General features: G+C 71.7%; 20 protein-coding genes. 9 read left to right on the top strand and 11 right to left on the bottom strand.

What is annotated here, in order from left to right; all coding sequences use genetic code 11:
* Positions 1–2: 2 nt before the first annotated feature.
* Entirely contained in the window at positions 3–632 is a 630-nt protein-coding gene (locus ACIA6C_RS18510) for a class I SAM-dependent methyltransferase (RefSeq protein WP_399277068.1), read from the bottom strand.
* Positions 633–702: 70 nt separating this feature from the next.
* Positions 703–1,614: a LysR family transcriptional regulator gene (locus tag ACIA6C_RS18505; RefSeq protein WP_399277066.1), complete on the bottom strand. Its 912-nt coding sequence runs from the start codon at positions 1,612–1,614 to the stop codon at positions 703–705.
* Between the two features lie 70 nt (positions 1,615–1,684).
* Between ACIA6C_RS18505 and ACIA6C_RS18500 the strand changes: the two genes are divergently transcribed.
* The 3 genes from ACIA6C_RS18500 (at position 1,685) to ACIA6C_RS18490 (ending at position 3,734) form a co-directional block, all read left to right on the top strand.
* The gene (locus ACIA6C_RS18500) at positions 1,685–2,623 is read left to right on the top strand and encodes an NAD-dependent epimerase/dehydratase family protein (RefSeq protein ID WP_399277064.1); all 939 of its coding nucleotides are present in this window, start codon (positions 1,685–1,687) and stop codon (positions 2,621–2,623) included.
* 14 nt (positions 2,624–2,637) lie between these two features.
* Entirely contained in the window at positions 2,638–3,522 is an 885-nt protein-coding gene (locus ACIA6C_RS18495) for an aldo/keto reductase (protein ID WP_399277062.1), read from the top strand.
* An 80-nt stretch (positions 3,523–3,602) separates the two neighbouring features.
* A complete protein-coding gene (locus tag ACIA6C_RS18490) occupies positions 3,603–3,734 on the top strand; it encodes a hypothetical protein (RefSeq protein WP_399277060.1) in 132 nt (43 codons plus the stop codon).
* 33 nt (positions 3,735–3,767) lie between these two features.
* Here ACIA6C_RS18490 and ACIA6C_RS18485 read toward each other — a convergent pair whose 3' ends face one another.
* The 3 genes from ACIA6C_RS18485 to ACIA6C_RS18475 form a co-directional block, all read right to left on the bottom strand.
* A complete protein-coding gene (locus ACIA6C_RS18485) occupies positions 3,768–5,219 on the bottom strand; it encodes an amidase (protein ID WP_399277058.1) in 1,452 nt (483 codons plus the stop codon).
* Between the two features lie 59 nt (positions 5,220–5,278).
* On the bottom strand, positions 5,279–6,100 hold the full coding sequence (locus ACIA6C_RS18480; protein ID WP_399277056.1) for a 2OG-Fe dioxygenase family protein: 822 nt from the start codon (positions 6,098–6,100) through the stop codon (positions 5,279–5,281).
* Between the two features lie 146 nt (positions 6,101–6,246).
* Positions 6,247–7,461, bottom strand: a complete 1,215-nt coding sequence (locus ACIA6C_RS18475; protein ID WP_399277054.1) for a YbdK family carboxylate-amine ligase — start codon at positions 7,459–7,461, stop codon at positions 6,247–6,249.
* Positions 7,462–7,698: 237 nt separating this feature from the next.
* Here ACIA6C_RS18475 and ACIA6C_RS18470 point away from each other — a divergent pair, with 237 nt between their 5' ends.
* Both ACIA6C_RS18470 and ACIA6C_RS18465 read left to right on the top strand, forming a co-directional pair.
* The gene (locus ACIA6C_RS18470) at positions 7,699–8,184 is read left to right on the top strand and encodes a DUF2975 domain-containing protein (RefSeq protein WP_399277052.1); all 486 of its coding nucleotides are present in this window, start codon (positions 7,699–7,701) and stop codon (positions 8,182–8,184) included.
* On the top strand, positions 8,184–8,405 hold the full coding sequence (locus tag ACIA6C_RS18465; protein WP_399277050.1) for a helix-turn-helix domain-containing protein: 222 nt from the start codon (positions 8,184–8,186) through the stop codon (positions 8,403–8,405). Before ACIA6C_RS18470 ends, ACIA6C_RS18465 begins: the two co-directional genes overlap by 1 nt.
* 128 nt (positions 8,406–8,533) lie before the next feature.
* On the opposite strand, the gene ACIA6C_RS18460 is transcribed toward ACIA6C_RS18465, so the two are convergent.
* On the bottom strand, positions 8,534–9,178 hold the full coding sequence (locus ACIA6C_RS18460) for a dihydrofolate reductase family protein (protein WP_399277048.1): 645 nt from the start codon (positions 9,176–9,178) through the stop codon (positions 8,534–8,536).
* 837 nt (positions 9,179–10,015) lie between these two features.
* Between ACIA6C_RS18460 and ACIA6C_RS18455 the strand changes: the two genes are divergently transcribed.
* Positions 10,016–10,348, top strand: a complete 333-nt coding sequence (locus ACIA6C_RS18455; RefSeq protein WP_399277046.1) for a putative quinol monooxygenase — start codon at positions 10,016–10,018, stop codon at positions 10,346–10,348.
* A 57-nt stretch (positions 10,349–10,405) separates the two neighbouring features.
* Here the strand turns inward: ACIA6C_RS18455 and ACIA6C_RS18450 are convergent, their stop codons facing one another.
* Positions 10,406–10,753 carry a nuclear transport factor 2 family protein gene (locus ACIA6C_RS18450; RefSeq protein WP_399277044.1) on the bottom strand — a complete coding sequence of 116 codons (348 nt, stop codon included), beginning with the start codon at positions 10,751–10,753 and terminating at the stop codon, positions 10,406–10,408.
* Entirely contained in the window at positions 10,750–11,346 is a 597-nt protein-coding gene (locus ACIA6C_RS18445) for a TetR/AcrR family transcriptional regulator (RefSeq protein WP_399277042.1), read from the bottom strand. The genes ACIA6C_RS18450 and ACIA6C_RS18445 overlap by 4 nt, the downstream gene beginning before the upstream one ends.
* A gap of 348 nt (positions 11,347–11,694) precedes the next feature.
* On the opposite strand from ACIA6C_RS18445, the gene ACIA6C_RS18440 reads away from it, so the two are divergent.
* Positions 11,695–12,489: a hypothetical protein gene (locus ACIA6C_RS18440; protein ID WP_399277040.1), complete on the top strand. Its 795-nt coding sequence runs from the start codon at positions 11,695–11,697 to the stop codon at positions 12,487–12,489.
* Positions 12,490–12,584: 95 nt separating this feature from the next.
* Positions 12,585–13,094: a RidA family protein gene (locus tag ACIA6C_RS18435; RefSeq protein ID WP_361126789.1), complete on the top strand. Its 510-nt coding sequence runs from the start codon at positions 12,585–12,587 to the stop codon at positions 13,092–13,094.
* 132 nt (positions 13,095–13,226) lie between these two features.
* Here ACIA6C_RS18435 and ACIA6C_RS18430 read toward each other — a convergent pair whose 3' ends face one another.
* Positions 13,227–13,670 (bottom strand): luciferase family protein, encoded by a 444-nt coding sequence (locus tag ACIA6C_RS18430; RefSeq protein WP_361126786.1) that lies wholly within the window; start codon positions 13,668–13,670, stop codon positions 13,227–13,229.
* A 186-nt stretch (positions 13,671–13,856) separates the two neighbouring features.
* Positions 13,857–14,765: a class A beta-lactamase gene (bla, locus tag ACIA6C_RS18425; RefSeq protein WP_399277037.1), complete on the bottom strand. Its 909-nt coding sequence runs from the start codon at positions 14,763–14,765 to the stop codon at positions 13,857–13,859.
* 213 nt (positions 14,766–14,978) lie between these two features.
* Here bla and ACIA6C_RS18420 point away from each other — a divergent pair, with 213 nt between their 5' ends.
* A complete protein-coding gene (locus ACIA6C_RS18420) occupies positions 14,979–15,950 on the top strand; it encodes an SDR family oxidoreductase (RefSeq protein WP_399277035.1) in 972 nt (323 codons plus the stop codon).
* On the opposite strand, the gene ACIA6C_RS18415 is transcribed toward ACIA6C_RS18420, so the two are convergent.
* On the bottom strand, positions 15,941–16,999 hold the full coding sequence (locus ACIA6C_RS18415; protein WP_399277033.1) for a helix-turn-helix transcriptional regulator: 1,059 nt from the start codon (positions 16,997–16,999) through the stop codon (positions 15,941–15,943). The genes ACIA6C_RS18420 and ACIA6C_RS18415 overlap by 10 nt on opposite strands.
* Positions 17,000–17,129: the final 130 nt, after the last annotated feature.

Below are 17,129 nucleotides of genomic sequence, written 5' to 3'. Positions count from 1 at the left end.
CCCTACTGGAGGCTGGCCAGCAAATGGGCGTCGAGGAAACCCCGCTCGGAGGCCGGGTCGTGCAGCAGCCGGGCGAAGGGTGCGAGGCCCGCCCCGGCGAGCAACTCGGCGAACCGGTCCACCGGCCAGCTGTACGCAGGCGTCACCTTGTGGTCGAAGCGGACGGGCTCCGGTCCGTCGGTCGCGAAGAACGAGACCAGGAGCAGACCACCGGGTGCCAGGACGCGCGCCTGCTCGGCGAGCAGCGCCGGCAGTTGCGCGGGCGGGGTATGGATCGTCGAGTAGTGGGCCAGCACGCCGCCGAGCGCGCGGTCCCCGACCGGCAAGGCCTCCATCCGCGCCTCGCCGAACCACAGCTGCGGATGGGTCCGCCGGGCGTGGCCGACCATGCCCGGGGAGAGGTCGAGCCCGAAGGCGTCCAGCCCCAAGTCGTGCAGCACCGCCGTCAGATGTCCGGGGCCGCATCCGACGTCGGCCGTCCGCAGGTTCCCCGTCCCGCGCACCAGCTCGGCGAAGGTGCCCACCATGGCCCGGGCGAACGGCCGCGTCTCCAGACGATCAGCGAACATCGACGCGTAGAGGTCGACGACCCCGTCGTAGGCCGTCCTGGTCTCGTCATGGTGTTCCGCCACGGGCATGAAGCTAACATCCGCGCCGTTCGCGTGGCCGCGGGAGGCGGGAGGCGGGAGGCGGGAGGCGGGATCAGCGCCCGAGGCCCTGCCGCACCGCCTCCTCACGAAGGGCTCGGACGAGCGTGGTGACCTGAGGCCGGTCGATTCGGCCGATCGCGGCGACGCCGATGTGCCGGCTCGGCCCGGGCTGCTTGACCGGAACGGTGCGTAGGCCCGGGATCTCCGGATCGAGGGCAATGGAGGGGATCAGCGAGATCCCCAGGCCGGCCGCGACGAGCGAGCGGGCGAAGAAGTAGTCGGTGGTGGTGCCCCGCACTTCGGGGTCGAAGCCGGCGCGCTCGGCGTAACGGCGCAGGTACGCCTCGGTTTTCAGACACCCGAGCACCCAGGGCTCGGCTGCCAGCTCGGCGAGGTCGAGCACCTCGCTGCCGGCGAGCCGGTGTCCCTCCGGGAGGACGACGTGCAGCGGGTCTTCCAGGATGGGGGTCCACTCCAGGCCGGTTCTGGGGCCCGGTCCGACGGGCAGGGGGCCGTCGAAGTGATAGGCGAGGGCGAGGTCCACGGCGCCCTGCCGGACGAGAGGCAGGGCGGTCTCGGGCTCACCTTCCCTGATGTGGAGCACGGTGCCGGGGTGAGCCGCCGTGAGCCGGGCGAGCGCACCGGGGAGCAGGAGCCTGCCGCCGCTGGTGAAGGTGGCGATGGTGAGCCGGGTGCGGCCGGTGGTGAGCTGGTCGACCTGCTGTTGTGCGTGTTCGAGCTCGGCGGCGACCGATTCGGCCGCGCCGAGCATGATGTGGCCGGCTTGCGTGAGGGTGACGCCGCGGGTGCTCCGGGCGACGACCGGGGCGCCGAGGCTGCGCTCCAGGGCCGCCACGTGCTGGGAGACGGCCGAGGGGGTGAGGCGCAGCGCGGTGGCCGCCCGGTTGAAGCTGCCGTGCTGGGCCACCGCCCGCAGCACGCGGAGCCGCTGCACATCGATCAACAGTTTTCCTTAATACGTCATCAACAGGTGATCAGTTCCGCTGGTGACGGTAGACGTTCAGGATGGCGGCATGCAAAAGATCTGCGTCATCGGTGGAAGCCGGTACTTCGGAAAGCTCCTGGTAGAGCGCCTGCGGGCCGCGGGCCACGAGGTCACCGTGATCAACCGCGGCTCGACCCGGCCGCCCGCCGGCGTCGAGCACCTCGTCGTCGACCGCAATGACGAGGCCGCTCTCATCGCCGCTCTCGGCACCCGCACCTTCGACGTGGTCGTCGACCAGGTCTGCTACACCCCCGTGCAGGCCGCGATCGCGGTACGCGCCTTCGCGGGCCGCGCCCGTCGCTACGTCATGACCTCCACGATCGAGGTCTACGATCCGGCGACCGCCGTGCTGCCCGCGGTCCCGGCGGGCACGCCGGTGGCGGAGGTGAACGTGGACCCGGCCACCTGGCCGGTGGCCATGGACCTGCCCTGGCACGACGACGCATACCTGGAGGCGCACTACGCCGAGGGCAAGCGCCAGGCGGAAGCCGTCTTCACCCGCGCCGACAACTTCGCGTTCACCGGCGTGCGCAGTGCCCATGTGCTCGGCGGCGGTGGGCGGGAGTTCACCGGGCGGCTCGCGCACTACGTCGAGCGCATCACCCGGGGCGAAGAGATCACCGTGCACGCGAACGCGCTGCCCACGGTCTTCATCCACTACCAGGAGCTGGCGGAGCTGCTCGTGTGGGCGGCGGCGGCCGGCTTCACCGGTGCGGTGAACGCCTGCTCGGACGGCCGGCTCGACGTACACGACCTCGCCGCGGTCGTCGCCGCGCAGGCCGGCCGGGCACCGGTCTGCCGGAGCGTGCCGGCGGGCGAGGATGCGTCACCGTTCTCCGTCGACCGCCACTACGCCATGAGCAACACCCGGGCCAAAGCACTGGGCTTCACCTTCTCCCACACCTGCGACTGGCTGCCCGGCGCCGTCGCGGAAGCACTCACCGCCGAACCGTCCCGCACCGCCTGAGGAGCAGAGCCGCCATGCAGTACCGCACCATCGCAGACACCACCGTCAGCGCCGTCGGCCTCGGCGCCATGCCGTTGTCGATCGAGCACCGCCCCGACGAGACGCGGGCCATCGCTACCGTCCACGCCGCGCTGGACGCCGGCATCACGCTCATCGACACCGCCGACAGCTACCACTGGCACGCCGGCGAGGAGGGCCACAACGAACTGCTCGTCGCCCGCGCCCTGGCCCGCTACGGCGGTGATACCTCCGGTGTCCTGGTCGCCACCAAGGGCGGCCGCGGCCGCCCCGGTGACGGCAGTTGGACCGTCGACGCGAGGCCGGAACACCTCAGGCGCGCCGCCGAAGCCTCCGTGAAACGCCTGGGTGTCGAGGCCATCGGCCTGTACCAGGTGCACAAGCCGGACCCGTCCGTGCCGTGGGCGGAGTCCGTCGGCGCGCTGCGCGAGCTGCTGGACGCGGGCACGATCCGGGCCGCCGGCATCTCCAACGTCACCGTGGTCCAGATCCGCGAAGCGCACGGGATCCTCGGCGACGGACTCGTCTCCGTACAGAACCAGTACTCGCCCGCCGTCCGCGACAGCGAGGCGGAGCTGCGGCTGAGCACCCGGCTGGGACTGGCCTTCCTGCCCTGGAGCCCGCTGGGTGGCATCTCGCGCAGCTCGCTCGACGGCCCCTCCGGCACCACCTCCGCCGGCACCGCGTTCCACCGCGTCGCGGCCGAGCACGGCGTCAGCCCGCAGCAGGTCGCACTGGCCTGGCTGCTCTCCCGCTCCCCGGCGGTCATCCCGGTACCGGGAGCCAGCCGGCCGGCCTCCATCGCCGACTCGGCCCGGGCCGCCGACCTCAGGCTGAGCGCGGAAGAGCTGACGCGACTGGAGGCCGCCCTGCCGGCCTGAGACGTCCCGGCCGCCGCTATCCCGGCCGAGTCCCCATCCCGGTTCCGGCCCAGAGCGCGGAGAAGTTCAAGGCACGTTACGTGACGCTCGGCTTCAGCGACCAGGCCCACCTGGACGAGGGCGTCACGTGGCCCGCCGCCTTCGCCTTGACCGACGTCACCGCCGAAGTGGAGACACGCATCGCCGAACTGGTGACGCGCTCGGCCGGTTGAGGACCGCCCCTCAGGACGCCCGGTCGTACGCCCCTATTCCGGTGCCCGGAAGCCGCCGATCTCCCGTTCCAGCAGTTCGGCCAGCCGCAGCGGAGTGCGGTCCTCGAACATCGGGCCGATGAGCTGCACTCCCACGGGCAGGCCGTCTGAGGCCCGTCCCGCCGGTATGGCGGTGGCGGGCAGGCCGGGGAGGGTGGCCAGCCCGGCCCAGACGAGCTGGTCGAAGTACGGGTACTCGACGCCGTCGATTCCGATGCGGCGTTCCAGCGGAGTGCGGTCGTGGTCGTGGGGGAACGCGGGAGTGGGCGTGATGGGGCACACCACGGCATCGAACTCGGCGAACAGTTGCCGCCAGCCGTGACGGTGCAGTTCGCGGCGGTCGTTCGCCTGGAGCCAGTCGCGGTGACTGAACACCATGGCGCGCAGCCGTGCCGCGTCGAGACTCTGGTCGTCCGCGCTCAATTCGGCGGCGCGGCTCCGCAGCCGATCGTACGGTTCGGTGGGAAAGCGTGCGACGGAGCCCGACACCAGCAACTGGCTGTAGAGCGTCCCGGATTCGGTCAGATCGGGCAGCAGCGGACTGTGCCGTTCGACGTGGGCTCCGCCGTCGACGAGGGCGTCGGCGACCCGGTCCACCCCCGCCCGCACCGCCGACCCGGTGGGAAGGAGCGGATGTTCGTCGAGCACCAGGACCCGGAAGTCGCGGAGCCGGTCGTGGCGCGCGGGCGGCAACCGCAAGTGGTGCGCCACGCCGAGCGTCAACGGGTCCGGTCCGGCCATCACGTCGAGCAGGAGCGTGAGGTCCCGGGCGGTGCGCGCCATCGGACCGACGACGGCGAAGTCGAGTTCGACCGGCAGGGCCGGTGCCGAAGGCGGGACCATACCGCGACTGGCCGCCAGTCCGATTGTCGGCTTGTGCGCGTAGACACCGCAGAAGTGCGCGGGGGTGCGCAATGATCCGGCGAGGTCGGAGCCGATGGACAGCGCGCCGAATCCGCACGCCAGGGCCGCCGCCGATCCGCCGGAGGATCCGCCCGCCGTGCGGCCGTGGTCCCACGGGTTGTTGGTGGTGCCGTAGATCTCGTTGAAGCTCTGGATGTCTTGCAGCCCCATGGGCACATTGGTCTTGCCGAGCACCACCGCGCCGGCGGCCTTGAGCCGCGACACCTGTACCGCGTCCTCGGCCGGCACGTGGTCCCGGTAGTGCGGCATGCCCCAGGTCGTGGGCAGCCCGGCGATGTTGTAGGACTCTTTGACCGTCATCGGGATGCCGAGCAGCGGCCGGTCCTCGCCTCGGGCACGGGCCTGGTCGGCGCATCGCGCTGCGGCCCGCGCGCGGTCGAAGTCCCGCACACAGATCGCGTTGATCTCCTTGTCGTCCCGCTCGATACGGGCAATCGCCTCATCGGTCAGTTCCACCGAAGTCACTTCACCGGCACGCATCGCGGCCGCCGACTCCTCGGCCGTCTGATAGCTCCACTCCATGAAGCGGACGCTACCGGCCTCTTGAGGAGGCCATAAAATGCCGATTCGCGCAATCGCCTTCAGAGGCGGGGGCCGTACGGGGCGATGCCGATGATGAGGATGCGGCGCTCGCCCGGGCCGGTGCCGTCGCCCAGGCTCACCGGTCCGACGTAGTGGCTGACCCTGTGGTCGTGGACGGCGTATCCGTCGAGGGGGTCGTGGAGGGTGAAGCGGGCGTGCACCGCGGTGTCGGGGAGGTCGTCGGGCTGGCGGCCGGCGGACTCGGGTGTGGCGATGACGTTCTCGCCGCCGCGGATGTTGGTGGAGCCGATGAAGTGGGCGAAGGTGAACGTGGCCGGTGATCCGCCGTCCTGGTGGAGGCTGTTGGGTGAGGAGACGGCGGTTTCGGCGCTGGCGTGGACGGCCAGCTTGAGCAGGTGGACGCCGACGTAGACGGGGGTGCGTTGGAGATCGTCCAGCCACGTGGCGTGGGCGAGGTCCGTGTGGATGAGGCACTGCAGGAGGGCGTTGCCGTGCAGCGCGGTCGGGAGGTCGGGCAGACGGCGCCGGACGTCCGGGAACTCCGGGTTGTGGTCGTCCTGCCAGTACTCGGTCACCGTGCCGTGGGTGGGGTCGGGGGCGCCGGGCGTGAAGAACAGCTGCCCGGTCCACGGCAGGTACACGGCGTGGGAGTACCGGCGGAACCGGTTGGTGTGCGGGGCGTAGGGGTCGGGCGGGAGCGTGGCGAAGACGCCCTCGATCTCGGCCAGGTCCCGGCTGCGCGCGGCCGCGTCCAGGTCCAGGTCGGCGGCGCGGTAGCGGGCGTAGCCGTCCCGGCGCAGGGCGTCGGTGACGGCGTCGTTGGTGCGCGGGCGGTCGTTCAGGGCGGGGGCTTCTTTCACGGGGTCCTCCTGAGCCACAGGGCAGCCACAGGGCAGCCACCGGGCCCGGCTCGGCCTCCGCCGGTCGTGCGGGCACCAGTGGTGGCGTGTCGTGGAGATCCCAGGCTGACACGGGTGGGGGCCCGGCGCCGTCGCAAACCCGCCGGTCAGGTGAAACGCGGTGTGGCTGCCCTGTCGGCGTCCGCTCCCGGCGCTGATTGCGGGGGCGGCCCGGTCAGCTCGTCCACTACGGCGGACAGGCCGCCCGGCAGGCGGGATGCGGTTCGCTGGCGGTGCGCACCCGACCCGCGGCTCGCCAGCCGCCGCAGGAACGCCGTGACCGTCTCCGTGTCGCCGCGTTCCTCCAGCGCGGGGCGGATGTGCTCCAGCATTCGGGCCCCGCGCGCCGGTGCCGGCAGGACCTGCCCGGTCAGGGCGTCGGGGCCGTGGCCGCTCCAGCCGTCACGCGTGGCGTTCCAGTAGGCACAGCGCAGCAGCTCGGCGGACGGGTTCGGGGCCTCGTCGCCGCGGCCCGCCGTGTGGGCGGCGGTGACCACCAGGGCCCTGGTGATCGCGGCCAGAGCGGCGGAGTCCGCGGGATCCGCCGGAACGTCCATGCAGCGCACCTCGACGGTGGGCAGAAGCGGGTGGGGGCGGATGTCCCAGAACGGCAGGTCCGCGAACGACATGCCACCGGCCTCCGCCATGGCCGCGGCCTGCCGGCGGTAGTCCTCGAACGACCGCGCGTAGGGCGGGGGCCCGAGGGCGGGGAACCGGAGCCGGATGACCGAGCGCCAACTCGCGTAGCCGGTGTCGCGGCCGTCGCAGAAGGGAGAGTTCGCGCTCATCTCCACGAGCAGCGGCAACCAGGGCCGCAGGTAGTTGGAGACGTATACGGCAAGGTCCCGGTCGGGCAGGTGGACATGGACGTGGAGGGCGTTGATGACGTAGTCGTCCATCATCGACCTGAACAGGTCGGCGCCGGCCCGGTAGCGCGGATGGGCGCCGATCGGCGCCGGCCCCGGCGGGCGCAGCACGGGAGTGCCCGAAGGGCACACCTTGAGCCCTTCCGCCGCGGCCGCTCGGGCAATGCCGGCGCGCAGGCGCAGCAGCTCCTGGTACAGCTGCCGTACCGACGCGCAGGGCGGTGTCCTGGTCTCGATCTGGAAATCGGTGAACTCGCGGGAGACGTCATCGCCCAGGGTGGTGGCGGCGTGTGCCACGAGCCGCTCCGCGGCCGGCTCCACGGTCCGGGAGCCGGCCCCGACGATGAAGAACTCCTCTTCCACCCCGACCGTCGGTTCTTCCACCCCGACGGTCTGCGCCGAGGGGCCGGGGTCGGTCTGCCCGTGCCGCTCGGCCTTGGCATCGCTGGCGTCCATCCGTCCAGCATCGTCGGCTCCACCTTCCGTGTCTCCTCCGACACGGGTCACCTCCGGCACGGTACCCGGGGAGCCCAGGGCTGTCCGTCTTCGGCGCCTCAGCCATGCGATCCAGCGCCACGACCTCCAGAACCTGGCCGAGGCCCGTAGGCACCCCGCCGCGCACTCCCCTCAGGACCTTGCCTCACCTATCGAGATTCGATAGATTTCCATCGCCACTCGATGGAAGGATGGGCCATGGGAAAGCTGACAGTGGGTGCGCTGCGCGCCGTGCTCGCGGTGGCGCTCGCCGGCACCGTGTTCGTACAGGCCTTGATGGTGTGGGCGTTGGCCACCGACCCGGAGGACGGGTCGCTCCCGCTGACGCCGCTGCGGCTGGTCACCATCGTGGGCATGGCGTCGGCCCAGGTCGCCCTGGTCTGCGTATGGCGGCTGGTGACGATGGTGCGACGCGGAACCGTGTTCTCCCACGCCGCCTTCCGTTACGTGGACGGCGTGATCGGCGCGATCGTGGCGGCTTCCCTCGTGTGGTTCGTCGTCACGGCCATCAATGCGCCGGGTCAGCGGGAGGACCCGGGCGTCACCGTGATCATGGCCGGGATCGGCCTGGCCATCCTGGGGGTCGCCCTCATCGTGCTCGTGCTGCGGATGCTGCTCGCCCAAGCCGTCGCGCGCGACGTCGAAGCGGCGCAGCTGCAGGCCGAGCTGGACGAGGTGATCTGATGCCGATCGTCGTCGACATCGACGTGATGCTCGCCAGGCGGAAGATGTCCGTGGGTGACCTCGCGGACCGCGTGGGGATCACCCCCGCCAACCTCGCGGTACTCAAGAACGGCCGCGCCAAGGCGGTGCGCTTCGCGACCCTCGCCGCGCTCTGCGAGGTGCTCGAGTGCCAGCCGGGTGACCTGCTGCGCTGGGAGGCCGGCGCCGAAGCGGGTGGATGACCGCGCGGGGGGTGGGTGTGCGATCGCCCGCACGTTTCACCGTCCGGCGACCGTTGCCCGGCCCGGTGCCGCGGGCCGCAGGGTGGCGACCTCGCGGCGATCGGTTGGATAACGGCCGCGGTGCGGCCTCAGCCGCCCTGTTCGGCACCGCGATCGGGTGCGCTCATGTCCCCCGTCGCCGGGGTGCCGTCGGCGAGCCCGTAGCGCAGGTACACGGTGCCCTTCGGGCTGGCCGCCGGGGGTGCGAGAAGCGAGACGTTGGTGGGTACCTCGCCACCGTCGAACACCTTCTTCCCGACACCGAGCACGATGGGGTGCAGCCAGAGGTCGAGGCGGTCGAAGAGCTTCTCGCGCAGGAGGGTCTGCACGAGGTTCAGGCTCCCGACGACCTTCACGTGCTCGTGGCGGTCACGGATCTCGCGCACCGCGTCGGCGAGGTCCGGGCCGAGGTGGGTGGACCCGGCCCACGAGAGGTCGGGGCGGCCGCGGGAGGCCACGTACTTCGGGACCCTGTTGAAGAGCGTGGCGAACTCGTTGTCCTGGCCGCCCTCCTGGTGTGGCCAGTAGGCGGCGAAGATGTCGTACGTCCGCCGGCCGAGGAGGAGGGCGTCCGTACCTTCGTACGCGGCGGCGATCTGTGCCCCGGCGACCTCGTCCAGCAGGGGCGCCTGCCAGCCGCCGAACGGGAACCCCACAGGGTCCTCGTCGGGGCCGCCGGGTGCCTGCCCGACGAGGTCGAGGGTCGCGAACAGCTCGATGTGGATGAGGCCCATGGCTCACTCCCGATGAGGTCGGTTGTCTTCGTCAAGAGATAGACCTGCGGCTGCCCGTACATTCATCGCCGCGCCGGAACCCGGTTTCACCGGCCGGTGACCGGGTGGGCACGGCCCGGCGTCATCCCCGTGCAGGCGCGCCCGATGTCCCGTCGGGGGCTGGTGGCCGTCGTGACCGCGTCGGCACTGCCGCGCCCCCGGTCGAGGTCGTCCTGGCGCGCAGCGCGGCCCCGAACCCGGTCCGCCCCTTGTTCGCGTAGCAGTCCACGCTCCGGCTGCCGCCTTCCTCGTCACCGCCATCCTCGTGGGCGCCGCCTTGCTGGTGACGGCGTGCCAGGCCGCCGACGCGGGCAAGGGGCCCGGAGCCGCTGAGGGTTTGCCGGTCACCACTGCGGCGGGGGGGGGGGGGGGGGCCGCGGGGGGGGGGCGGCCCCGCCCCCCCCCCCGAACAGGCCCGGGCCGGGCCGGCGGCCCCGGCCCCCGCGGGGGGGCCGGGGGCCCGGCCCCGGGGGGGTTTGCCGCCCCCCCCGGGGGGGGGGGGGCCCCCCGGCCGGGGGGCGGCCCCCCCCACCGCAAGCACCCTCAAGACGGGCGAGCCGTGCCGCCGCACGTCCGGCAGCGGCGGGAACCGGTGTCCCCTCACGTCGGTGCTCCAGTGGTTGCCCGCCACCGCAATCGCACTCGCAGGGCGGCGCGAGCGCGGGCACGGCGGCATGCCCTGTCGCTTGGACATCAGACGAAGAGCCGGACCGCCGAAGGTCGTGCTTCGCCCTTCGACGGCGTCCGACGACGGAGAATCGGAACGGAACCGAACAGAACAGAACCCGAGGGGACCTCATGATCTTCATCACCGCAAAGTTCCCGGTCCGGCCCGAGTACGCGGACCGTTGGCCCCAGATCACAGCCGACTTCACCGCCGCGACCCGCGCCGAACCGGGCTGTCTGTCCTTCGAGTGGTCGCGGAGCGTCGACGACCCGACGGAGTACGTCCTGGTCGAAGCGTTCCGCGACGACGACGCGGGAGCAGCCCACGTACAGTCCGAGCACTTCAAGGAGGCCCAGCGGACCCTGCCGCGCCACCTCGCGGCCACGCCCCGCATCGTGAACATGAAGCTGCCGCAGGACGACTGGTCCTTGCTGGGCGAGATGGCCGTCGAAACCCGGTCCTGACCTCACCGAGCGGCGCCGGCTGGTCGGCCGGATGCCCGGCGAGGCGGGGTCATCCGCTCACGCGGGGAGGAAGAACCCGGTGATGTCGGCGAGCCGGCCGTCGCGGTGCAGCGCGGTGCTCACGCCCGCCATGGCCGGCTCGCCCTGCTCACCGACCTGGGTCCACCGTGCGAGGGACCGGTCGTGGTGCTCGAGCACCTCATCGATGCGGAACCGGTGGCCGGGGAACGCTCCGGCGAACCCGGCCATGTAGTCGGCCAGTTCGGTCAGGCTTGCGACCTCCGTGCCCGGGTCCCGGTAGGCGACGTCTTCGACCGCGACCGTGCCGAGTGCGGCAAGGCGCTCGCCGGGTTCGGCCGACCAGCACGCCGCGTAGTTCTCCCAGAGCTGCTGTGAGTCACTCATCGCTGTCCCTCTTTCTCGGGGCCGATCGACGCCATCGCGCCGTCGGTGATCGTGTGCAGTTTTGTGATGGGGCTGCCGGCCCGGACGAGCACCAGCAGTCCCTGGTAGAGCGCCAGCAGATGGGCTGCCGCCACCTCGACGTCGAGATCCGCGGACAGCAGGCCCATGGCGCGGGCCCGCGTCAGGGCTTCGGTGAAGCCCGACTCGATCGTCTCCAGCCCCCGGCGGACCCCGTCGGCGGCTTGCGGAACGGTGAAGGACTCCACGGCGGTGTTCGTGAGCAGGCACCCCGGATCGAGGCCGGGGCCGGTCTCGAACGTGGAGGTGAAGAACGACCGGATGCCCGCCACAGGGTCCTCCGGCTCCAGGAGATGGGTCCGGACGCGGCCCCGTACGACCTGGTCGTTGTAGGCGTCCAGTGCCGCGCAGAACAGGCCGTCCTTGCTCTCGAAGACCCGGTAGAGGCTGCCCGGATGCAACCCGGTCGCCTCCTCGATGTCGCGCACCGAGGCCCCGAAGTAGCCGCGGTGCCGGAACAGCCGCATGGCGGAGGCCAGTACCTCGGCCCTGTCCCAGAGCTGCTTGCGTCCCACCGGAACCTCCGTAGTTGAACGATCGCTCACAAAAATAGCACGCCATCGGGGCCACCCGCGCCGAGGCGGCCTGGCGGGAGTCACTGCGAGGGTCACCATCGCGGACCTGGTCGGTTCGGTGGAACGGGACAACGGCCCCGAGGCACGGTCGAGCATCGGCGCGTGACGGGGCCCGACCGATCGTTCCGGGACCGCACGCCCCCTGCGCGCAACCGCCGCTCCCCCGCCTCCACTTGCCGGAAGGTCCGGGCCGCAGGAGAGTGATGGCGGCGCGAGCGGGGGCGCCGGCGGCCGGCCCCTGTGCGTCGTGGTCAGCGCACCGGATCCGAGGAACAGGAGCGCAGGGGCATGCCCATCCAGCAGACGATCGACCACCCCACCAACTGGATCATCAAGGTGGACATCGAGGACGTGAGCGCGCTCGCCCTGCACGGCGCACCCGCGGGCGAGCGGCTCGTGGTCTTCGTGGCGGAGACCCACCACCACACGCGGTACGACAGTGACCGTCGCGACGAGATCATCCGGCGGTTGTCCTCACACCCCAAGGTCACCCTCGTCGTCGAACGGGACATCAGCCCCGTTCCGCCGGCGCCCAACATGGTGGTGGAGAACACCCCGGGTCTCTCCTCCGGCGACCCCGGCCGTGACGACGCCGTGATCGCGCAGCTCGTGGAGCACGTGAACCGGTTGCCCGCCGGGCAGAAGGGCCGGTCGATCGTGTTCCTCTTCGGAGGCGATCACTTCGACAAGCTCCGCACCCGTCTCGACGGGGCCCTGCCGGAACAGGTGACGCTCCGCCACTTCCCCTCCATCCGGGACCAGCTGGACGTCCTGGGCCTGGCGGCGCCGGCGCCCGGACCCGCCGACCGGCCCATCGGCTGGGTCCGCACGAGCCAGTTCGCGGCGAACGAGGGACAGGAGGCACTGAACAGCGAACTCCTGCGCCGTGGCCTCGTCCCGGTCCCCTACCAGGTCCACGTCCACTCACCGGACGTCTTCGCGTGGGGCAAATACGGCTTCCACCTCCACACCTCGAACCAGTCCATCATCGACCGGGGCGCCGAGCTCGCCGACGAAGGCACCCTCCCCGTCATGATCCGCCACCCACACGAGGTCAGCGGCCTCGAAGGCCGCGTCGGCTAGCGCCATTGTCAATCGATTCCCGTTCGAGGAGTTCTCCCTTGCGCCGTGAAAACGTCATCGCGCCAGGCTCCACTGGGAACGAAAGGACAAAGGAAATGACCAAGTCAGGGCGCAGGTTCGGCATCACCGCCGTGGTGGCCGCGTTCGTAGCCGTGATGATCGCCGTCGCGGGACCGCAGGGAGCCAGCGCGCAGGACCAGGCCCGGCGCGGCTGGGACCACTTCGGGTTCGGGGTGCCGTGGGAGGAGTCCTACGGGTACTCGCAGGCCGTCAGAGCCGGGGACACGGTCTACATCTCGGGGCAGCTGTCGCATGACGCGGCCGGGAACCTGGTGGGTGTCGGCGACTTCGAGACGCAGGTGCGCACGTCGTTCGCCAACCTGGACAAGGTGCTGGCCCACTACCGGATCCCGCGCAGCCAGATCGTCAGCATGAAGATCTACACCAAGGACCTGCGCAAGAACTTCGACACGGCCGCGCGGCTGCACAAGGAGTACGTCGGCAACCACCGCACGACCGACACCATCCTCGGTGTCACCGACCTCGCGTTCCCCGATCAGCTGGTGGAGATCGAGGCCGTCGCGCTGGTCTCGCCGCGCTCCTGACCGGGTCGGCCGCGCGGTGACCACCGCGCGGCCGCTCTCGCGCTGGCGGCCGCGCCAGTGGGCCGTGAGGCCCACTGGGGCTCTTCCCGCCGCTCTACCGCCTGGGCTGCACGGCACTCACGGGGCGGTGCTTCACTTCGCCCCGACCGCGTACCGGTACGACAGCTGGACGATCTTCCAGACCGTCTCCAGCTCCTCCGCGGTCCTGGGACCGTAGATGAGCGTCACCGCCTGGACCGGGTGGTGAACTCCCCAGCCCGCGGCGATGACGTCCTCCTCGGCCTCCGGCGGGAGGGTGAGGTGGAGCGAGCCGTCGTGGTGGGGATGGATGTGGGCCCACTCCCTACCGCGCTGGAAGGCCTCGGCGGGGCCCGAGCCGACGCCCTCGGGCAGGAAGAGGGCACGGGCGTGCGGGACGGAGACCAGCGTGGGGGACATGTACACGTAGGGCAACGCGCGCATCCGCTCCCACAGCTCTTCCTGGAGCATGATCGGGGCGATCTGGGAGCCCTGGCCGTGCGGGGCCGGACCGAAGACCCTCGGGGCCGCGCCGTCGCGGGGAGTCAGAGTGATCAAGGCGGTGTTCCTTTCCGGCCGGCGAGCCGGCCGCGCGTGAATGGTCAACGAAGCAGCAGCATGTGCACACCGGGCTCTCGCCTCGGTGGAGAACCGGTCGAGAACGTCGTGAAGTCCGGTGACTACGCCGGGCGCAGAGCCGGGGTCGGTCGGCATCCTGCGGCGCAGGGCTTCCGCCCCCGGGGATCACATCAGCGCGGCCGCCAGTACCGCTGCCGTATCGGCGAGCAGGGGCTCGTCGGCCGCAGCCGCGGGGTCGTGCTTGGTGGAGAGGACCGCGATCGCAATCGGCCCCCGGCCGGGCGGCCAGGCGATGCCCACGTCGTTGGTGGTGCCGTAGCTGCCCGTGCCGGTCTTCTCGGCGACCTGCCAGCCCTTCGGCAGGCCGGCGCGCAGGCGGTTGCCGCCGGTGGTGTTGCCCCGCAGCCACCCGGTCAGCCGTTGCCGGTCAGGTGTGCCGAGCGCGTCCCCGATGATGAGCCGGTCATACGTGCTGCCGATCGCGCGCGGGCTGGAGGTGTCGGTCGCCCTTCCCGGTTCCGCGGAATTCAGCGCGGGCTCCCACCGGTCGAGCCGGGTCACCCGGTCGCCGATGGACCGGCAGAAGCGGGTGACCGCGTCGGGACCGCCGAGTTCACGCAGCAGGAGGTTGCCCGCGGTGTTGTCGCTGTGGTCGACGGCTGCCGCGCACAGGGCCGCGACCGTCATACCTCGTTCGAGGTTCTCGGGCAGGCCCGTGATCGGCGCGTAGCCGGACTCCGTCACGTCCTTCTCGGTGTACAGGATGCGGTGGGCGAGGAACCTGCCGTCGCGGTCGAGGTCCCTCAACACCGCGGCCACGGCGATCGTCTTGAAGGCCGAGCACATGGGGAACAGCTCGTCGGCCCGGTACAGAACCGTCCTGCCGGTGACGGTGTCCCGCGCGAAGACCCCCAGTCGGGCCGAATGCGCCCTCTCAAGGGCACGCAGCCTCCCGGTGGTCACCCTTTCCCACGGGCCCTTGGCGAAGGCCCGTCCCCCGGCGGGGAGAACCGCGGCCAGGGCAGAGGCAGCGGCCCCACCGAGGATCCGACGCCGACTGGAGCGCACAACCATGAGCGATTCCCCTTTTGTCCGTGTGACTGCTCGAAACCGATCAGCCGTCTGGTTCGGGCCAATTCACCCTATTGATCACCTCTCAGGACGCGGTGCGATACGGAATCGTTCCCACCGGCCGCCGGTCGGTCCCTCGGCCGTTTCGCGGGTGGTGCACGACACTCCGTTAAAAGGTGACGTGTTCTGTCAGTTTTGGCGTGAACGATGGATGACATGAGCAACGAGGACATGAGCATGCAGAACACCCGTCAGCACGACTCCCGGCGCCCCCTCACCGGGCGGATCGCGCTCGTCGCCGGTGCCACCCGTGGGGCAGGACGCGCCCAGGCGGTCGAGCTGGGCCGGGCCGGTGCGACCGTGTACGTCACCGGCCGCACCACCCGGAGCCGGGTCAGCGAGGTCGGCCGATCCTCCGAGACCATCGAGGAGACCGCCGAGCTGGTCACCGCAGCCGGCGGTACCGGGATCGCGGTCCCCACCGACCACCTCGACGAATCCCAGGTACGCGCGCTCGCCGAGCGGATCGACCGCGAACAGGGCCGTCTCGACATCCTCGTCAACGACCTGTGGGGCGGCGAACACCTCCTCGCGTCATCGGTGTTCGGGAAGAAGAGCTGGGAGACACCGCTGGCCGACGGTCTGCGGATCCTGGAGCTGGGCGCACGCTCCCACGTGATCACGGCTGCGCTGCTGCTGCCGCTGCTGATCCGCTCGGACGCGCCACTGCACGTGGAGGTCACCGACGGCACCGCGCACTCCAACCGCCGGTACCGCGAGAACATGTACTACGACCTGGCGAAGAACGCTCCGATCCGCCTCGCGTTCGGGCTGGGGCAGGAGCTGGCGGAATACGGGGGCGCGGCGGTCGCGGTTTCGCCCGGCTTCTTGCGCTCGGAGCAGATGCTCGCCTTCTTCGGCGTCGCCGAGGAGAACTGGCGCGCCGCGATCGCCCGGGAGCCGGCCTTCGCGATTGCCGAGTCCCCGCAGTACCTGGCCCGGACGGTGGTGGCACTGGCCGCCGACCCGGACCGCGCCGAGCGGTGGAACGGCAAGTCCACCTCCAGCGGGGAACTCGCCAAGGCGTACGGGGTGACGGACGTGGACGGCAGCCGGCCGGACGCCTGGGCGTACTTCGAGGACGTCGTCTACGGAGGGAAGGAGGGCTCCCCCGAGGACTACCGCTGATCCCGGGTTTCCTCCCGCCCCGCCTCCTGCGGGTCATCCTGGTAGAGGACGGCCAGGGCCGCCGCGCGCTCGCGGAAGCGGGCGCGCAGGGAGAGCGGGGCCATTACCTCGGCATCTGCGCCGAGCCGGGCCAGCTGGTCGAACGCCACGTCCTCGGACTCGGCGGGCAGCCCGAGCGTGACCCGCCCGGCGGCGTCCGGGACGCTCGCGCAGGCCAGCGCCTCCTCGACGGCGGCTGCATCCACGACGGCGGGCAGACGGCGCAGCCCCTGTCCGGTCAGCCGGACCGTGACCGTGGTGCGCAGCAGCGCACGGGCGAAGGAGGCCGAGCGGGACTCCCAGTGCGCGGCCAAGTCGAAGGCCGCATCGCGCACGAACGGTTCCTGCGCGCCGGGAGCGGGGGCGAGGGCGGTGATGCGGTCGACGCGGTAGGTACGCCAGCCGCCGTCCCGGTCCCGGCGTGCACCGGGGATACGGGCGACGACGTACCAGGTACCGGCCTTCAGTACGAGCCCGTACGGCTCCACCACCCGGGTCGCCGTGGAAGGCGGTGAGCCGTCCCGGCCGGGCCGCTCGTACGCCAGCTCGACGGCCCGGTCGGCCCAGACGGCGCGGGCCAGGTCCGGGAGCAGAGCGGGCGTGGACGGCTCCCGGAACCAGGCCGGGGCGTCGAGGTGGAAACGGCGCGCCGCCGATTCGGCTGCCTCGCGCACCGACGGGAGCAGGGTCGCGGTCAGCTTGAGCCGGGCAGTGTGCGCCGCGTCGGACAGGCCCAGGTCCTGCAAGGCCGTCGGCAGCCCCGACAGGAACAGGGTTTCCGCCTCGCTCGGGTGGAGCGTGGTGAGCCGGGTCCGGTAGCCCGGGGCCAGGAAGTACCCACCGGCCCGGCCGCGCTCCGACCGGACGGGGACTCCGGCCTCCTGCAGCGCCTGGACGTCGCGGATCACGGTCCGCTCGGAGACCTCCAGCTCGCGAGCGAGTGCGGCGGCGGTCAGGCCGGGGTTCGACTGCAACAGGAGAGCCATACGGATCAGGCGGGCGGCACGCATGATCCAAGGATCACCGCTCCGGCCGGCGAACGCGGCACCGGCGGTGCCCCGCGCACGGGCAGAGCCCCCCCGCCGGCGCCCGGGCATCGCCGGTGGGGTACGAAGACCTCCGCGCGCGGTGGGGTTCCCC

The sequence above is a fragment of the Streptomyces sp. NPDC051578 genome (assembly GCF_044454045.1).
GTDB lineage: Bacteria > Actinomycetota > Actinomycetes > Streptomycetales > Streptomycetaceae > Streptomyces.
Note: the sequence above shows the minus strand (reverse complement) of the source record. Positions and strands in the feature narration are given on the sequence as shown.

What these genes read in the sequence shown, in the direction of transcription:
- ACIA6C_RS18500 (WP_399277064.1), top strand. Translation starts at nt 1,685, where the DNA reads ATGCAAAAGATCTGCGTCATCGGTGGAAGCCGGTACTTCGGAAAGCTC.
- ACIA6C_RS18495 (WP_399277062.1), top strand. Translation starts at nt 2,638, where the DNA reads ATGCAGTACCGCACCATCGCAGACACCACCGTCAGCGCCGTCGGCCTC.
- ACIA6C_RS18485 (WP_399277058.1), bottom strand. Translation starts at nt 5,219, where the DNA reads ATGGAGTGGAGCTATCAGACGGCCGAGGAGTCGGCGGCCGCGATGCGT.
- ACIA6C_RS18475 (WP_399277054.1), bottom strand. Translation starts at nt 7,461, where the DNA reads ATGGACGCCAGCGATGCCAAGGCCGAGCGGCACGGGCAGACCGACCCC.
- ACIA6C_RS18470 (WP_399277052.1), top strand. Translation starts at nt 7,699, where the DNA reads ATGGGAAAGCTGACAGTGGGTGCGCTGCGCGCCGTGCTCGCGGTGGCG.
- ACIA6C_RS18465 (WP_399277050.1), top strand. Translation starts at nt 8,184, where the DNA reads ATGCCGATCGTCGTCGACATCGACGTGATGCTCGCCAGGCGGAAGATG.
- ACIA6C_RS18460 (WP_399277048.1), bottom strand. Translation starts at nt 9,178, where the DNA reads ATGGGCCTCATCCACATCGAGCTGTTCGCGACCCTCGACCTCGTCGGG.
- ACIA6C_RS18455 (WP_399277046.1), top strand. Translation starts at nt 10,016, where the DNA reads ATGATCTTCATCACCGCAAAGTTCCCGGTCCGGCCCGAGTACGCGGAC.
- ACIA6C_RS18450 (WP_399277044.1), bottom strand. Translation starts at nt 10,753, where the DNA reads ATGAGTGACTCACAGCAGCTCTGGGAGAACTACGCGGCGTGCTGGTCG.
- ACIA6C_RS18440 (WP_399277040.1), top strand. Translation starts at nt 11,695, where the DNA reads ATGCCCATCCAGCAGACGATCGACCACCCCACCAACTGGATCATCAAG.
- ACIA6C_RS18435 (WP_361126789.1), top strand. Translation starts at nt 12,585, where the DNA reads ATGACCAAGTCAGGGCGCAGGTTCGGCATCACCGCCGTGGTGGCCGCG.
- bla (WP_399277037.1), bottom strand. Translation starts at nt 14,765, where the DNA reads ATGGTTGTGCGCTCCAGTCGGCGTCGGATCCTCGGTGGGGCCGCTGCC.
- ACIA6C_RS18420 (WP_399277035.1), top strand. Translation starts at nt 14,979, where the DNA reads ATGAGCAACGAGGACATGAGCATGCAGAACACCCGTCAGCACGACTCC.
- ACIA6C_RS18415 (WP_399277033.1), bottom strand. Translation starts at nt 16,999, where the DNA reads ATGCGTGCCGCCCGCCTGATCCGTATGGCTCTCCTGTTGCAGTCGAAC.